This window comes from Jejuibacter sp. L23, assembly GCF_050815825.1.
Classification (GTDB): Bacteria; Pseudomonadota; Gammaproteobacteria; order Enterobacterales; family Enterobacteriaceae; genus Jejubacter; species Jejubacter calystegiae.
In genome coordinates this window covers 3,576,188-3,590,849 of record NZ_CP138199.1, presented here as the reverse complement: position 1 = coordinate 3,590,849, position 14,662 = coordinate 3,576,188, and the positions used below count along the sequence as shown (strand labels likewise).

The window sequence follows — 14,662 nt, the reverse complement described above, 5'->3', positions numbered from 1 at the left end:
GGCTGTCCAGAATAATGCAGAGGATGCGACATGACGAATGTAAATGTTATTTCGAATGATACCTATTATCTTCTTGGCATTGAGGAAACAGCAGGATTTCGTGCCATTAATATTTCGCCTTATCATGTAAATAACCCGGCGGAATTTAACACGAGTATCGAAAGTTGTAAACGTGAAGGCTGCCATAATGCGATGTTCGTGTTTGCCTTTGATGATTTATCCCTGGTCGAACATGCTATTAATTATACCCGGCAGCAGGGGATAAAAGCGGTATTTCTGGTAGAGCAGCCTCTGGAATATAGCTATTTTGTCTGTAACGGCCTTTTTTTTGCATCGAAAAAGCATAGCCGGCATGGGTTTTATGACATCCTGTCGCGCCTGAGTAAAATCCAGGATCTACCGCAGGGCATGATTTCAGAGCGGGAAATGGAAGTGCTGGGAATGTTGCTGAGTGGGATTGAAACCAAAGAGATCGCGCAACGTCTGGAGATCTCCGGCAAAACGGTCAGCGCTCACAAGAAAAAGGTTGCCCGGCGCTTTGGCATGGATAACTGGAATGATGCGCTGATGTACAAATACCTGACTATGATTGTTGATCGCGTTGAATCGGAATCAAAACCTCAGCAGGCTGCTCAGCCAGTGCCTGTCCATATTCCTCACTGGCATGAAGAGCAAAGCCTGCCGAAGGTTGAAGCCCTACCGATGGTCAGTAGTAGCTTAGCGGCTGTAGAAAATATCGCCGGATTCCGCCTTTAAGATCTTGCCTGTAGTATTGGAAATCAGCACATAGTTGCCGCCCATATAAGTCCAGTGGCTGTCTGCCTGAGGCGCCGGGAGATTACGCTGCTTCCACTGGGCGATCTCATAGGTTTTACCGCGATAGGTTTCCGGTGCCATATCGCCAATTTCGAAGCGCTGGAAGTCGGCGGTGAACTGCTTAATTTCATGGGACTCCGACGTTTCGGTCGCCGGTTTCGCCCCGTCAGTGGGCTGCTGGGCGTACAGCGTGGTTATCGGCAGGGCGCTACCCAGCGTAAGCAGCATCGATAACATCATCATTTTGGATCTGGCCATAATCACTCCGGATAAAAATGGGCAATCACGGGGCTCGTCCTTGTTTTGCGCGCCGACCGGCTGAACTTCCAGGATGCGAAAATGGGAAGCAGCGGCCACGAACCCCAATATTTTGCGATCATCCTCTGTAGGCACAGAGGCGGCAAGCCTGATTGTGTGTTCAGTATTGTCATTCTGGCAGTAAATGTTTCACTGTGCCGAAAAAGTGTGACGCTTTAGTGAAGGGGATCGCGATGCGGCATGCTTTTCCCTGCCGGAGATCTGTTGCAGCGCTGCGCTTTCCCCTATGATATTGCCCCCTGACGGAAAACGAGTCACTGAATGATTTGGTTGATGCTGGCCACCCTGGTCGTGGTTTTTGTTATCGGTTTCAGAGTGCTGACTTCTGATTCACGGCGTGCGGTAAAGCGGCTGAGCGAGCGTCTGGGTATCACCCCAGTGTCCATTGAGTCGATGGTCGATCAGATGGGCAGGGCGCCAGGCGCGGAGTTTATCGCCTGGCTGTCCCGTCCAGACGAAGCGCATTTGCAAGGCGCGGCTGCGACGCTGCTGGTCTGGCAGGTGTGTATTGTGGACGGCAGCGACGACAATATGGCGACCTGGCATCGGCGGTTGCAGAAGGCGCGTCTGGCGGGACCGCTGAGTGACGCCCAGCTTCGCCAGGCAATGGGTTTTTTACGCGAACTGGAGCCGGATATGCAGGAACTGCAGCTATTTCAGGCCCGCTATAACGCGTTATTCAGTGACCAGGACAGCGTGAGCTGGCTGCATTAAACGCCCAGTCAGACTGTTAGTAAACTGTTAGGTTTGTCACAATTTAATGTTACACTGCGCGGCTTTACATCCGTTATTAGTGAAGGTCGTTGAATGTCTGATACCGCGCAGACCCCGGGAACCCCTGAGGTGACCCGAGCCAACTGGTCCGCCGTTTTTGCCGTTGCCTTTTGCGTTGCCTGTCTGATCACCGTTGAATTCCTGCCGGCCAGTCTGCTGACGCCGATGGCTCAGGAACTGCGTATCAGTGAAGGACTGGCGGGGCAGTCGGTGACCGTGACTGCCTTTGTGGCGATGTTCTCCAGCCTGTTTATCACCACCATTATCGGCCAGACCGATCGTCGGCGGGTGGTGTTGGCTTTTGCCGTACTGCTTACCATCTCTTGCCTGCTGGTGTCGTTCTCTCACAGCTTTGCCTTATTGCTGCTGGGGCGCGCCTTCCTGGGCATGGCGCTGGGCGGCTTCTGGGCGATGTCTGCTTCATTAACCATGCGTCTGGTGCCGCGCCATACCATTCCTAAAGCGCTGTCGGTGATCTTCGGCGCCGTCTCTATCGCGCTGGTGATTGCCGCGCCGCTGGGCAGTTTCCTGGGCGGGCTTATCGGCTGGCGTAACGTCTTTAACGGCGCGGCGCTGATGGGATTTCTTTGTATCTTCTGGGTATGGCGGGCGTTACCCCGACTGCCGGGTGAAGCGCCGTCCCGGCAGCAGAATATTATCTCGGTACTGCGTCGTCCCGGCGTGCTGGCGGGGATGATTGCGATATTTATGGCGTTCGGCGGCCAGTTCGCTTTCTTTACCTATATCCGTCCGCTGTATATGAATCTGGCCGGGTTTGATGTGGATGGCCTGACGCTGGTGCTGTTGAGCTTCGGTATCGCCAGCTTTGTGGGGACCTCGCTCTCTTCCGCTTTCCTGAAAGTGAGTCTTAAGGGAGCGCTGGCCTGTGCGCCGCTGGTGCTGGCGCTCAGCGTACTGGCGCTGATGCTCTGGGGCAGTGATAAGTGGGTCGCTACCGCCGTGGCGATTATCAGCGGTTTTACCTTCTCTCTGATTCCGGTGGGCTGGTCCACCTGGGTAACCCGGACGCTTTCCGATCAGGCCGAAAAAGCGGGATCGGTGCAGGTGGCGGTGATCCAGTTGGCGAACACCTGCGGCGCGGCGCTTGGCGGGTTGGGGCTCGATCACCTGGGTCTGCTGGCGCCGCCGGCCATGTGCGGTGTGATGATGCTGCTGACGGCGCTGCTGGTGGCTGCAAAAGTGCGGGTGCATGCCTAAAGCATTAGCATGGCGCTCAGCTCCTGCACCACCCTGAGGGCGGGAATACGCACCGAGCGCCAGTTTTGCAGATCGATAAGCTTCACCTCCTGCTCATCTCCTTCGACCATCAGTACAAACCGGGCGCCCTGACTACGGGCGTTCTTCTGCCGGGTCGCGGTTCTTAGCTGCGAACAGTCATTGACGATACTCAGGCGCGGAAAGCTCTGGCGTAGCGTACGGCCCAGCAGCAGCGCGTTACCGTGGGCGCGGCTACGTTCGGGAATAATCACCAGATCCACCTGACGGCTGTGAGGCGCATCGCGCTGCACACTCTGCAGTAGCTGCATAATCGGCTCGATCATAAACGCAAAACCACAGGCGTGAATATCGCGCCTGGTCAGTTGACTGGCGCTGTGATCGTAACGTCCGCCGCGGCACAGCAGCCCGGGCGCCGGAATTTTATCGCTATGCCATTCGAACACCAGGTGGCAGTAATCGTTAACCGGAAACAGCGCTTCGTCGTGGGTATAGGGGATCGCCATTTTATCCAGGGCATTGCACAACTGGCGAAAGCGCAGGTGGGAGTCATCGGAAATAAAGGTCGCCAGCCGCGGCGCGCTACCTGCCATGCGCTGCAGCAGGACATCCGGATCGTTCAGCAGCCGTTCCGGCGTCTGCTGTAAAATACGCTGCTGATCCGGGGAAAGTAGCTGCGCCATGGGGTGATAGTAAGCGCGCAGCGCTTCGCGGAAACAGGCGAACTCCGAAGCGGCGCCCGGCGTATTCAGGCGCAGCTCCACCTGGTTTTCGAGATGGAGGTCGCGAAAAAATCCGGCCTGCAGCGCAATCTGCTCCAGCTCGATACAGTGTCCCGGATAGCCGAATGCCTCCACGCCCAACTGATGGCATGATCGGATCGCCTCTTTCTGCTGATGGCTGCGGCGGAACATCGTGCCCAGATACCATAATTTGCTGGTTTTCTGGAGATCCTGATGGCTCGCCACAATACGCAGACAGCCCATGGTTCCGTCGCCACGCAGCAATGCCTGGTGATTAAGCGGTAGTTCGTCGGTTCCTGCGGAAAAAGGGGAGGCAGACAGCTCCTGTTCCCAGCGTTCCAGTAACGGCATACGAATTTCCCGGTAGCAGTAGCGTTGCAGAAGCTGTCCTGCCTGTCTTTCCAGCCAGCTCCAGGCGGAAACCGGGTTGTTGTAATATTTACGCGGTCGCCCGACGCTGCGGGGTTGCAGCGATCGCGCAAGAGTACCTTCCAGCGAACGGCTGAACTGCGGGGTCGCCAGCAGGCAGTTTTGCTCCAGCGCGGTTTCGATACGGCTAAAAATGGTCGGGCTGAAGGGGCGCTGACACAACTGGCGATATTGATGAACCCGCTGTTCGGGCGTGGCGCCCAGTCGCAGCCAGCAGGGATGCAGGCTGAGCCGCTCGGGCGGCGTATCGGCGAAGCTGTGGCGCCCCGTCGGTTCCCGGTGCTGATGCTCAACGTACTTCTTTACCAGCAGAAACCAGGCGTCAGCTTCGATCGGGCTGCTCCAGTAGCGGCTTTCCCAAAGCGCGCCGCGCCGATGATAACGGCCGTTATACCAGGGCACGTAGCTACGTCCGGTATATTGCATAAAGTGTCCCATCGCCTCTTTATCCGGCGCGTCGAGCAGCAGCAGAATGCGTTGGGGCGTTAGCGACCAGGCATAAAGGCGCACTGTATACAGCGCGCAGGCGCGATCGAGACATTCAAGAAAGCGATTGTAGTCTTCTGGCGATTTAAAGAGCGGTTCATAGTTATGCCCGCGAAGTTTAATCAGGTGAGGGAGCCCTGGCACAAAGAGTCTTTTTTTTCTGGACATCATCAATTCTCACCGGGTGGCTGAAAGTCCGCCATTATTGTTATTAAACGCGTCGGCGCGGTGGTGCCTTCAGGGGCCGACGCGATCCTGCAAAGAGTAAAAACCTTAGCGCACCGACGCCTGTTGTAGCGCTTCCGCTAGCTGAGCGTCGCTGACTTCAGACTGCTGATTGTTGGCCAGATCCCACAGTCGGATGGCGCCATCGTGGTTCAGGGTCACAATATACTGGCCGTGGGACTTCAGAGCGTTCTGATGCTGGCGTTTTAGCCGGGCGCCGCTGCAATCTACGGCGATATAGCGTTGAGGGCAGCGCTGACGCAGGAATTCAGCCAGCAGCAGGGCGCGGATATTACCATCCTCCAGTTCGCTGGTGATAGTGACGTCGGGACGGTAGTGCCACTGGGGGTTATCCTTGTCGCTAACGGCCTGGATCAGCAGCAGCAGGCGCTCAATGCCAATGGCGAAGCCGCAGGCGGGCAGCGATTTGTCGCCGAACAGATCGGCCAGTCCGTCATAGCGGCCGCCGCCGCAGACCGTGCCCTGGGCGCCGAGTTTGTCGGTCACCCACTCAAAGACAGTGCGGGTGTAGTAGTCCAGGCCCCGAACCAGGCGGGTATTCAGGCGCCAGGGAATATCGGCGCTATCGAGCAACTGGCACAGAGTGGTGAAGTGCTGGCGTGATTCATCTTCAAGGAAGTCGAGCAGTCGCGGCGCCTGTTCAATCATCTCCTGCATTTGCGGATTTTTACTGTCGAGGATGCGCAGAGGGTTAACCTCCAGGCGGACCAGACTCTCTTCATCCAGCAATTCGCGGTGTTGTTCGAACCAGGCGACCAGCTCCTGTCGGTACTGGCTGCGCTCCCGGGCCGTCCCCAGAGAATTTATCTCCAGCCGTACGTGTTGCAGAATCCCCAGCTCCTGGAATAGATCGCGAACCATGAAGATCAGTTCGGCGTCGATATCGGCCCCCGGCATACCGAAAGCCTCCACGCCGAACTGGGTGAACTGGCGCAGGCGGCCTTTCTGGGGGCGTTCATAGCGGAACATCGGCCCCTGATACCACAGGCGCTGGGTTTTGTTGTAGCACATATTTTGTTCCAGTACGGCGCGCATGCAGCCGCTGGTGCCTTCCGGACGCAGAGTGATATGTTCGCCGCTCTTATCCAGAAAGTTGTACATCTCTTTAGAGACGATGTCGGTCGCTTCGCCTACGGCGCGTTCAAACAGCGCGACCGGCTCCAGCAGCGGCAGGCGCATTTCCTGATAGCCGTAGCGGAAGGCCATATGGCGAAATTTACCCTCCAGCCATTGCCACATGGGTGTTTCATCCGGCAGGACATCACGCATTCCACGTATTGCGCGTAACTTGATCATACAGATTCCTTTTTATTGATGAGAACCAGGCGCCGGCAGTAGCAGGGGAGAGGCGGTTCTCTCCCGTCGCTGCCGGCGTACGATATACAACAGGTAAAGAGGGATTGTGGCGATTTGTAGCAAAACGCCGCACAACAGGGCGCGTGACTGTCCGGACAGTATCGCGCCCGCAATAAATGCAAAGGCGGTCAGGCTCAACAGGCAGTAACCGTAAAATCCGCCGCCGCGGTAACGGTCTTTCATCACCATCATTCCAGGTAGCGCCAGGGCGGCGAAGGCATAAGGAAAAAGGCTGGCCGCGACGGCCAGAACAATGACGTTTCTGAACTGACTTTGCAGGCTCGCCGACAGCGTCAGCAGTAGCACCAGGGTCATCAGGATAGCGGTAAAGATCAGCGCGACCCAGGGCACGCCGTAACGATTCGTGCGGGCGAAGATCGGGGGAAAAATGCCTGACTCTGCCGCGGCGCGGGGAACTTCGGTTTGCAGAATCTGCCAGCCGGGCATGGCGCCCAGGCAGGCGATAATGGCCGCTGCGGAGATAAGCTGCCCGGCGCCGGTGCCCCAGATGGCCCGCGCGGTATCGGCGAAGGGCGAAGCCGATGCCGTAAGCGTTGCGTGGGGCAGAATTCCCATAATCACGTTAGTGGAGCTGGCATAGCACAGACCGGTAATGGCCAGCCCGCACAGGGTCGCCAGCGGCACCGTGCGATCCGGTTTTTCCACCTGGCTGCGGGAAACTGAAGCAGATTCCACCCCCAGAAAGCCCCACAGAGAAATCACCGCCGCATTAATGATGGCATGGCCGTCCGACTGGCCGCTCAGATTCCAGGCGGCCCGATAGATGTGGAGATCGAAGTGGCGCCAGCCCAGTAAACCGATGCTGAGAATCGCCGCGACCATGCAGCCGCCGGTAATAAGTTGCGCTTTACCTACCAGCTTTGCGCCGCGCAGCCCCAGCAGTACCGCCAGCCACAGCAGGGCGATACAGGCCAGCGCGCCGTAAAGCGGGTGGAGCAAAACGGGGAAAAAGAAAGAGAGATAACCCACGCCTGCCAGCAGCAGAGCGCAGTTGCCGACCCAGGTAGCCAGCCAGTAAAACAGCGTCATTTGCAGGCCGATAAAAGGGCCAAAACAGTAATGAATGCTGGCGATAATGCCGCCATTATGTGGGAAGAGGGCGTTCATCTTGTTAAAGATGAGCGCCAGGCAGAGGATGACCAGGAAGGTCAGCGCCCATCCCCATACTGAGACCGAACCGATTTGCCCAAGGGTGGTGGGCAGCATAAAGACGCCGCTACCCATCATATTGGACGCCGTCATGACAGTCAGCGCCAGCAGCCCCATGCGGTGCGAAGTTGAGCGGTTTTCATCCATATCATTTTTTGTCCCGACGCAGTGAGGTGAAAGGACTGGCAGGTTGCGAACGCCGCTCTCGCAGATGTTGCTTTACCCGGGTAAAGCGTTTAGCGTGAACGGGGCTCGTAGCGAGCCGGATGCGCCACTGGTAACGGTTGGCTCTGGTGCCAGTGGCGCGTTTGCGTGAAGGGTGGTGAGGAATCACCACCCTTTTTTACGCCGCACGGGCGTTGAGATCGGCGATAACATCGTCGATCAGAGCGTCTACCTTGCTGGTATCCAGGTGGTGTCCGGAAGCGATCAGGTGAGCGACGTCGCCCGATGTCGCCAGGCAGTGTTTTTTCCATACCGCTTCTGACGGGCAGGGGAAGACCACGGTAATGGAGTTCTTATTACGCCAGGCGTTAACGCCTGCGGCCTGGAAGCGATCGACCGCGTACTGCGCGATGTCAAGGCAGTGGCGAATACGGCGCTGCCAGTCGGCGAGGGTGTGGCTGCGGACCGCCTCCCACATCATCAGCGGGGTATGGCCGTTACGGGAGCCGGTGATGGTTTTGTCGTGGGCTGATATATAGTCGATTTCAACGCTGATTAAATCGACGTTTTTACGCCGCGCCACGACGATCCCGCAGGGAATGGGGCAGCCGATCATCTTATGGCCGGAAACGCCGATAGAGTCGATGCCGTCGGCAAAAGTAAAGGGCTGGGGGTCGTCAACGAAGGGCAGAATCATGCCGCTCAGCGCTGCATCAGCGTGCAGATAGTAGTCTTCCCGGGCGATGCCCGCTTCCTTCAGGCGCTGCTGGATGATAGCGATATTATCGACTGCGCCACGCACCGTAGTGCCAATATTGGCGAAAATAATCGGATGCCGCTCGCCGTCGGCGGCGATTTTATGCATCAGATCGTCGTAGTCCATCTCGCCGTTAGGCTGGGATTCCACCACCCGCGACTTAATGCGCAGCAGCTTAACGATCTTGGCGACCGAATAGTGGGTATCTTTGGAATAGTACAGGGTGCCATCCGGGAACAGTTCGCGACCCAGATAACAGCCGAACATATTGCCTTCGGTGCCGCCGTTGGTCACGTAGCCCCAGCTTTCCTCAAACGGAATTTTGAACAGCTGGGCAAAATATTCCATCACTTCTTTTTCAAATTCGAAAGAGTTCAGAAGGTAGTTACAATATTCCGCCCAGTCGCCACAGTTATTAATGGAAAAACGCATAAATCTTTCCAGAATGGTGTAATCGAAATCGGCGGATTCCGGGTAACCAATATTGAAATACTGGTTCTTAACACAATATGACCAAAACGCATCGAGTTTATTCTGATCTGCGATGGATAGTGTCATTTTATTTCTCCTTTTCAAGCATAACGTTTAATGACGAACTGACGTTCAGACTTTCTTATCCAGATAAAGCACTCTTTCGCCTTTCTTACTGCGGCCAGCGGCCACGAAGCAGAACAGGGGAATGGTTACCATCATCATCACCACGCCCCAGAACATGGAGTCTGTGCCGGAGCCCAACAGGGCAAAGATGCTGTAAATCATGCCGATAACCACCATCACGCAATAAAACATAAAGCTGCGACCGCGATTTAATTTCTTCGAGACCATAATGATCGGCAGGGAAATCAGGGCGTACATATAGGGCAGCAGCGAAGCGAAGACCGACATCAGAATCACCACTTCAAACTGCTTCGCCAGGTTAGGGGAGGCGGTCATCATTAACACCAGGCTCATCAGTACGCCGGTGAAAATCAGGCTCTTCATTGGCACGTCGCGCTTATTGGTATCGGCGAAGAACTGCGGGAACAGGCCCTGCTGGGCACCGGCGCGGGGGCCTTCAGACTGCAGGATCAGCCAGCCGGAGATCGAGCCGAAGCAGGCGATAATACTGAGCGCTGAAGCGATGTTGCCGGCGGTCTTGCCGAACATATAGCGCGCGGCGTCGGCAAAGGGCGCGGCGGAGTTAACCAGCTCGCTGTGCGGCACCAGGCCCATAATCACCGAGCAACTGCCCACATAGCAGACCGAGGCAATCAACAGTCCGTACACCGTCGCTTTGGGTACGGTCTTTTCCGGATTGTCCACCTGGCCGGTAGAAACCACAGCCGATTCAACGCCCAGGAATCCCCACAGCGCAATGGATGCGGCAGAGATAATCGCCGAGCTGTCGCTGCGGCCTGTGCCGTTATACACTTCGGTAAACATATGCGGATCAAACCAGAACCAGCCTACGGCGCCGACGCCCAGCACCACCAGCAGCATACAGCTTGCGGTAAATGACTGGGCGCGGCTGGCAGTTCTGGCGCCGAAGCTTGCCAGTACGACAAAGGCCCACAAAATAACGATGGCGGCAATACTGCTGTACATCGGATTTTTTAATTCCGGGAAGAAATAACTTAAATATCCCACCCCGGCGACCAGCAGGGCCACATTGCCCACCCAGGCGCTAATCCAGTAGCAGACGGTGGTTTGAAAACCAATAAATGGACCAAATGCATCGCTGGCATAAGCGACAATCCCGCCGGTGCGCGGCGTAATTAAACTGGTTTTGGCAAATACCAGCGCCAGAGCGATAACACCGACAATAGTGAGCACCCAACCCCACAGCGAGATATAACCAACGCCGGCAAGGTTGGTGGGCAACATAAATACGCCGGAGCCCATCATATTTGAGGCGGTAACCAGCGTAAGGGCGACCACTCCCATTTTATGAGCTGAGCCTGAGCTAACCGATCCCATAATATTTTTCCTTATTGAGAAACAGACATGAAATAAGCGTTATAACCAGTGCTTTTCTGCCGATTCTAGGATGGGAAGGGGGGTAAATTTTGACAATGATCACTTTTCGCCTGGCTGGCATACAATAACGATGCGCAAATTGCTGCTTATTTGAACAATGATTTGGATATTGACTCCGTCCCCTTTTTTTTGAACAGGAACGGCTGCCTGAAGAGCCAGCGCTTATTCTCAGGCTAAACCGGAGAATCGGTCTGAATAATTGGTGATTTCTGTGGCCACAAATGCGTTTACAGCGCCATTGTTACCTTTTATCATGGCGGCTGATTAAAGGAATTAAAGAAAACTAATTCCTTTAAAATCAAATGACTCGGGGTGCTCCGCCGACTGGATGCGGGGCTGAGAAAGACCCGTTGACCTGATCCGGATAGTGCCGGCGTAGGGAAGTCAGATGCCCGTACCGGTATCCCTCTTCTTCGCGCCGGGCGGGAGTTCACCATGCAATCTGATCCACTGTGCAGCGACGCTGTCTTGCAGACGCTGCATCACCTTCGTACCACTTCGCCGTTGGTCCACTGTATGACCAACGATGTGGTACAGACCTTTACCGCTAACGTTTTGCTGGCCCTTGGCGCCTCGCCTGCCATGGTGGTAGATGAGCAAGAGGCGGCACAGTTTAGCGCTATCGCCAGCGCACTCCTGGTCAACGTCGGAACCCTGACTCGCGAACGTGCTCGTGCCATGCGCGCCGCCATCGACAGCGCCCGTGAGGCGCAGCGCCCGTGGGTGCTCGACCCGGTGGCTGTGGGGGGGCTGACGCTGCGTAGCGACTTCGCCCAGGAGGTACTGGCGCTTCAGCCTGCCGCAATTCGCGGCAATGGATCGGAAATTCTGGCGCTGGCCGGGGGTCAGGGCGGGGGACGCGGCGTCGACAGCACCGACAGTGCCCGGGTTGCGCTGCCTGCGGCCCGCCATCTGGCCCGTGAGAGCGGCGTGGTAGTGGCGGTGACCGGCGAGATAGATTATATCACCGACGGCGAACGCACTCTGGAGGTGCCCGGCGGCGATATTATGCTGACCCGGGTGGTTGGAACCGGCTGTGCGCTCTCCGCGGTGGTAGCGGCCTGCTGCGCTCTGCCGGGGGAGAGGCTGGAAAATGTCGCCGCCGGTTGCCGGATAATGGCCCGCGCCGGGGAAATGGCGGTTACCCGCAGTCAGGGACCGGGGAGTTTTGTCCCGCAGTTTCTGGATGCGTTATGGCAACTGGATGCGGAGGCGCTGGTATGAAACGGATTAATGCTCTGACCATTGCCGGCACCGACCCCAGCGGTGGTGCAGGTATCCAGGCGGACCTGAAAGCTTTTTCTGCGTTGGGCGCCTATGGCGCCAGTGTGATAACCGCGCTGGTGGCCCAGAATACCTGCGGCGTGCAGTCGGTCTATCGTATCGAGCCGGATTTTGTGGCGGCGCAGCTCGATTCGGTGTTCAGCGATCTGCGCATCGATACGGTGAAGATCGGCATGCTGGCGGAAACCGATATCGTTGAAGCGGTAGCGGAACGCCTGGCGTACTGGCAGCCGCACACCGTGGTGCTGGATACCGTGATGCTGGCTAAAAGCGGCGATCCGCTGCTGTCGCCATCGGCGGTCTCAGTGATGCGCGAACATCTGCTGCCGCGAGTATCGTTAATCACCCCCAATCTGCCAGAGGCGGCAGCGCTGCTGGAAGCGCCGATGGCCACCAGCGAGCGCGAGATGCATCAGCAGGGGGAAGCGCTGATGGCGCTGGGCTGCGAGGCGGTACTGATGAAGGGCGGCCATCTGGACGATGCCGAAAGCCCGGACTGGCTGTTTACCCGCGATGGCGCCCGGCGTTTTACTGCGCCCAGGGTGCAGACGAAAAACACTCACGGTACCGGCTGTACGCTTTCGTCGGCGCTGGCGGCGCTGCGGCCGCGTTACGATGACTGGGGCCAGACCGTGGTGGAAGCCAAGGCCTGGCTGACTCAGGCGCTGGCGGCTGCCGATAGCCTGGAGGTGGGGCACGGGCATGGGCCGGTGCATCACTTTCATGCGTGGTGGTGATTTTGTGATTATATAATCACAGGATTATTGGATGGTGTACTATCAACTCATTTTCAGTTGGTTGTGGTTAGCGGCCTGTCAGTGCTTCAACACTGGCGGGTCGCGACTGTATTAATCACCTTTCTTGTTGTTATGCACCTTCCTTAACAAGATACTGGCTGCTGTTATTTTACCCTGTAATAAATCACAGTAGCGTGTTGTATTTCTGTTCTATGAATCTGGTTCGCAATATTTAATGGGGTTTCAGTGTTGTTTCATTGACGGGAAATATTATTACGGTGGTGCTGTGTTCAGGTGGAATATGTCACGCTGGCGAAGGTTCCGTTCACTTTAAGGTGAGTTTGCTTATGTGAATACCGGCACCGGTGAACGGGTCAGGGGGACTTCAAACGCCACTCCCCCTGACCACCCCTGGCTTTCCGACGTAAAAATCGCCCTTCGGGTCCCCTCCGCTTTTCCCGTCCGCCGGACGGGTCGGGCGTGACGGCACGTCCGTGTGCCGCACGCCCTCACCCCGACATCCCTGTCGGGGTGACCCTGGCGGCCGTGAACGCTGCGGCGATTTTTAGGTCGGAGACTGTCGCCGTCTGTAACCTTCTACCTTCCCCGTTCACCGGCTGTGAATCAACAGAGAAGCAGTCACATAAAGTGAACGGAACCTTCTCCGACATTTACATATTCCATTCGTTTGTGAATGCTTAGCCGAATCCGCGCGACACCTTAATTTCCCCCGACTAATGAAACGCATCAGCCATTACCACCACTGGCAGTGAAGCGTGACAGCGGAATTAACTGAAAGTACGGCGACTTCTGGCAAAACGTACCGTAACCAACCAGACTTAATGCGCCCGCTTTTCAGGCGGGTCAGGATTTAACTGGTGCGGCGGGAAGCACCCGCTGCCGTTACGGGAGTGAATTATGACTGATATTGCGCAGTTACTTGGCAAAGATGCTGACACACTGCTCCAGCACCGTTGTATGACCATTCCGGCGGATAATCTCTACCTGCCGGGCGACGACTATGTCGATCGGGTCATGGTGGATAACAACCGCCCACCTGCGGTCCTTCGTAATATGCAAACCCTGTACAATACCGGCCGCCTGGCGGGTACCGGCTATCTGTCCATCCTGCCGGTGGACCAGGGCGTGGAACATTCGGCAGGGGCTTCGTTCGCCGCAAACCCCCTCTATTTCGATCCGAAAAACATTGTTGAACTGGCGATTGAAGCGGGCTGCAACTGTGTGGCTTCTACTTACGGCGTGCTGGCTTCGGTGGCGCGTCGCTATGCTCACCGCATTCCTTTCCTGGTGAAGCTGAATCACAACGAAACCCTGAGCTATCCCACCCAGTATGACCAGACCCTGTATGCCAGCGTCGAGCAGGCGTTCAATATGGGGGCGGTTGCCGTGGGGGCGACCATTTACTTCGGCTCTGAGGAGTCGCGCCGCCAGATTGAAGAGATCTCCGCAGCCTTTGAACGCGCCCACGAGCTGGGTATGGTGACCGTACTCTGGGCCTATCTGCGTAACCCTGCCTTCAAAAAAGATGGGGTGGATTATCACGTTAGCGCCGACCTGACCGGCCAGGCCAACCACCTGGCGGCCACCATCGGCGCCGATATTGTGAAGCAGAAGATGGCGGAAAATAACGGCGGCTATCAGGCAGTTAACTTCGGTTACACCGACGAACGGGTCTACAGCAAACTGACTACCGATAACCCCATCGATCTGGTGCGTTACCAGTTGGCGAACTGCTATATGGGCCGTGCCGGGCTGATTAACTCCGGTGGCGCCGCGGGCGGCGAAAACGATCTGTCCGATGCGGTACGCACGGCAGTGATTAACAAGCGTGCGGGTGGTATGGGGCTTATTCTGGGACGTAAGGCCTTTAAGAAATCGATGGCCGACGGCGTGAAGCTGATCAACGCCGTACAGGATGTTTACCTGGATACTAAGATCAACATCGCCTGATGTTCTGGCGCGCCGCGGTTCCTGGCGGTGCGCCATTTCCCCTTTTCTCCCTTCTGATTATGCGGCCATTCGGGTATCGACGGCTGTCACATTTTATTAACACTCTGTGAAAAGCATCACGCTACCCTGGGCAGACGTCCAAAAAACGGTGCGTATTT

Annotated in this window: 12 protein-coding genes and 1 riboswitch; of the genes, 6 read left to right on the top strand and 6 right to left on the bottom strand. The window is 56.5% G+C overall.

Annotation, left to right across the window (positions count from 1 at the left end; all coding sequences use genetic code 11):
* The first annotated feature begins 30 nt into the window (after positions 1–30).
* Positions 31–756, top strand: a complete 726-nt coding sequence (locus SCU88_RS17160; RefSeq protein WP_175341135.1) for a LuxR C-terminal-related transcriptional regulator — start codon at positions 31–33, stop codon at positions 754–756.
* Here SCU88_RS17160 and SCU88_RS17155 read toward each other — a convergent pair.
* Complete coding sequence (locus SCU88_RS17155) at positions 718–1,074, bottom strand: RcnB family protein (RefSeq protein WP_175341134.1); 357 nt, start codon at positions 1,072–1,074, stop codon at positions 718–720. The genes SCU88_RS17160 and SCU88_RS17155 overlap by 39 nt on opposite strands.
* Before the next feature lie 321 nt (positions 1,075–1,395).
* Between SCU88_RS17155 and SCU88_RS17150 the strand changes: the two genes are divergently transcribed.
* A complete protein-coding gene (locus SCU88_RS17150; RefSeq protein ID WP_138098368.1) occupies positions 1,396–1,848 on the top strand; it encodes a DUF1198 family protein in 453 nt (150 codons plus the stop codon).
* Positions 1,849–1,941: 93 nt separating this feature from the next.
* The gene (gene nepI / locus SCU88_RS17145) at positions 1,942–3,126 is read left to right on the top strand and encodes a purine ribonucleoside efflux pump NepI (RefSeq protein ID WP_138098366.1); all 1,185 of its coding nucleotides are present in this window, start codon (positions 1,942–1,944) and stop codon (positions 3,124–3,126) included.
* On the opposite strand, the gene SCU88_RS17140 is transcribed toward nepI, so the two are convergent.
* From SCU88_RS17140 to hdcC, 5 genes are all read right to left on the bottom strand, one after another.
* Positions 3,123–4,973, bottom strand: coding sequence for an ATP phosphoribosyltransferase regulatory subunit (locus SCU88_RS17140; protein ID WP_175341133.1), 1,851 nt, complete (start codon positions 4,971–4,973; stop codon positions 3,123–3,125). The genes nepI and SCU88_RS17140 overlap by 4 nt on opposite strands.
* A 102-nt stretch (positions 4,974–5,075) precedes the next feature.
* On the bottom strand, positions 5,076–6,344 hold the full coding sequence (gene hisS, locus SCU88_RS17135) for a histidine--tRNA ligase (RefSeq protein WP_175341132.1): 1,269 nt from the start codon (positions 6,342–6,344) through the stop codon (positions 5,076–5,078).
* 12 nt (positions 6,345–6,356) lie between these two features.
* Positions 6,357–7,721: an amino acid permease gene (locus tag SCU88_RS17130; RefSeq protein ID WP_241666543.1), complete on the bottom strand. Its 1,365-nt coding sequence runs from the start codon at positions 7,719–7,721 to the stop codon at positions 6,357–6,359.
* 196 nt (positions 7,722–7,917) lie between these two features.
* Positions 7,918–9,054 carry a histidine decarboxylase gene (locus tag SCU88_RS17125; RefSeq protein WP_175341131.1) on the bottom strand — a complete coding sequence of 379 codons (1,137 nt, stop codon included), beginning with the start codon at positions 9,052–9,054 and terminating at the stop codon, positions 7,918–7,920.
* Between the two features lie 45 nt (positions 9,055–9,099).
* Entirely contained in the window at positions 9,100–10,452 is a 1,353-nt protein-coding gene (hdcC, locus tag SCU88_RS17120; protein WP_138098358.1) for a histidine-histamine antiporter, read from the bottom strand.
* 358 nt (positions 10,453–10,810) lie between these two features.
* A riboswitch (TPP riboswitch) is annotated at positions 10,811–10,911 on the top strand.
* A 36-nt stretch (positions 10,912–10,947) separates the two neighbouring features.
* Here hdcC and thiM point away from each other — a divergent pair.
* The 3 genes from thiM to fbaB all read left to right on the top strand — a co-directional run bounded on the left by thiM (position 10,948) and on the right by fbaB (position 14,504).
* Complete coding sequence (thiM, locus tag SCU88_RS17115) at positions 10,948–11,736, top strand: hydroxyethylthiazole kinase (protein WP_175341130.1); 789 nt, start codon at positions 10,948–10,950, stop codon at positions 11,734–11,736.
* Positions 11,733–12,533, top strand: coding sequence for a bifunctional hydroxymethylpyrimidine kinase/phosphomethylpyrimidine kinase (gene thiD, locus SCU88_RS17110; protein WP_138098353.1), 801 nt, complete (start codon positions 11,733–11,735; stop codon positions 12,531–12,533). Before thiM ends, thiD begins: the two co-directional genes overlap by 4 nt.
* A 918-nt stretch (positions 12,534–13,451) precedes the next feature.
* Positions 13,452–14,504 (top strand): class I fructose-bisphosphate aldolase, encoded by a 1,053-nt coding sequence (gene fbaB / locus SCU88_RS17105; RefSeq protein WP_175341129.1) that lies wholly within the window; start codon positions 13,452–13,454, stop codon positions 14,502–14,504.
* The last annotated feature ends 158 nt before the right edge of the window (positions 14,505–14,662 follow it).

Coding starts and splice junctions, on each gene's coding strand:
- SCU88_RS17160 (WP_175341135.1), top strand. CDS start 31: ATGACGAATGTAAATGTTATTTCGAATGATACCTATTATCTTCTTGGC.
- SCU88_RS17155 (WP_175341134.1), bottom strand. CDS start 1,074: ATGGCCAGATCCAAAATGATGATGTTATCGATGCTGCTTACGCTGGGT.
- SCU88_RS17150 (WP_138098368.1), top strand. CDS start 1,396: ATGATTTGGTTGATGCTGGCCACCCTGGTCGTGGTTTTTGTTATCGGT.
- nepI (WP_138098366.1), top strand. CDS start 1,942: ATGTCTGATACCGCGCAGACCCCGGGAACCCCTGAGGTGACCCGAGCC.
- SCU88_RS17140 (WP_175341133.1), bottom strand. CDS start 4,973: ATGATGTCCAGAAAAAAAAGACTCTTTGTGCCAGGGCTCCCTCACCTG.
- hisS (WP_175341132.1), bottom strand. CDS start 6,344: ATGATCAAGTTACGCGCAATACGTGGAATGCGTGATGTCCTGCCGGAT.
- SCU88_RS17130 (WP_241666543.1), bottom strand. CDS start 7,721: ATGGATGAAAACCGCTCAACTTCGCACCGCATGGGGCTGCTGGCGCTG.
- SCU88_RS17125 (WP_175341131.1), bottom strand. CDS start 9,054: ATGACACTATCCATCGCAGATCAGAATAAACTCGATGCGTTTTGGTCA.
- hdcC (WP_138098358.1), bottom strand. CDS start 10,452: ATGGGATCGGTTAGCTCAGGCTCAGCTCATAAAATGGGAGTGGTCGCC.
- thiM (WP_175341130.1), top strand. CDS start 10,948: ATGCAATCTGATCCACTGTGCAGCGACGCTGTCTTGCAGACGCTGCAT.
- thiD (WP_138098353.1), top strand. CDS start 11,733: ATGAAACGGATTAATGCTCTGACCATTGCCGGCACCGACCCCAGCGGT.
- fbaB (WP_175341129.1), top strand. CDS start 13,452: ATGACTGATATTGCGCAGTTACTTGGCAAAGATGCTGACACACTGCTC.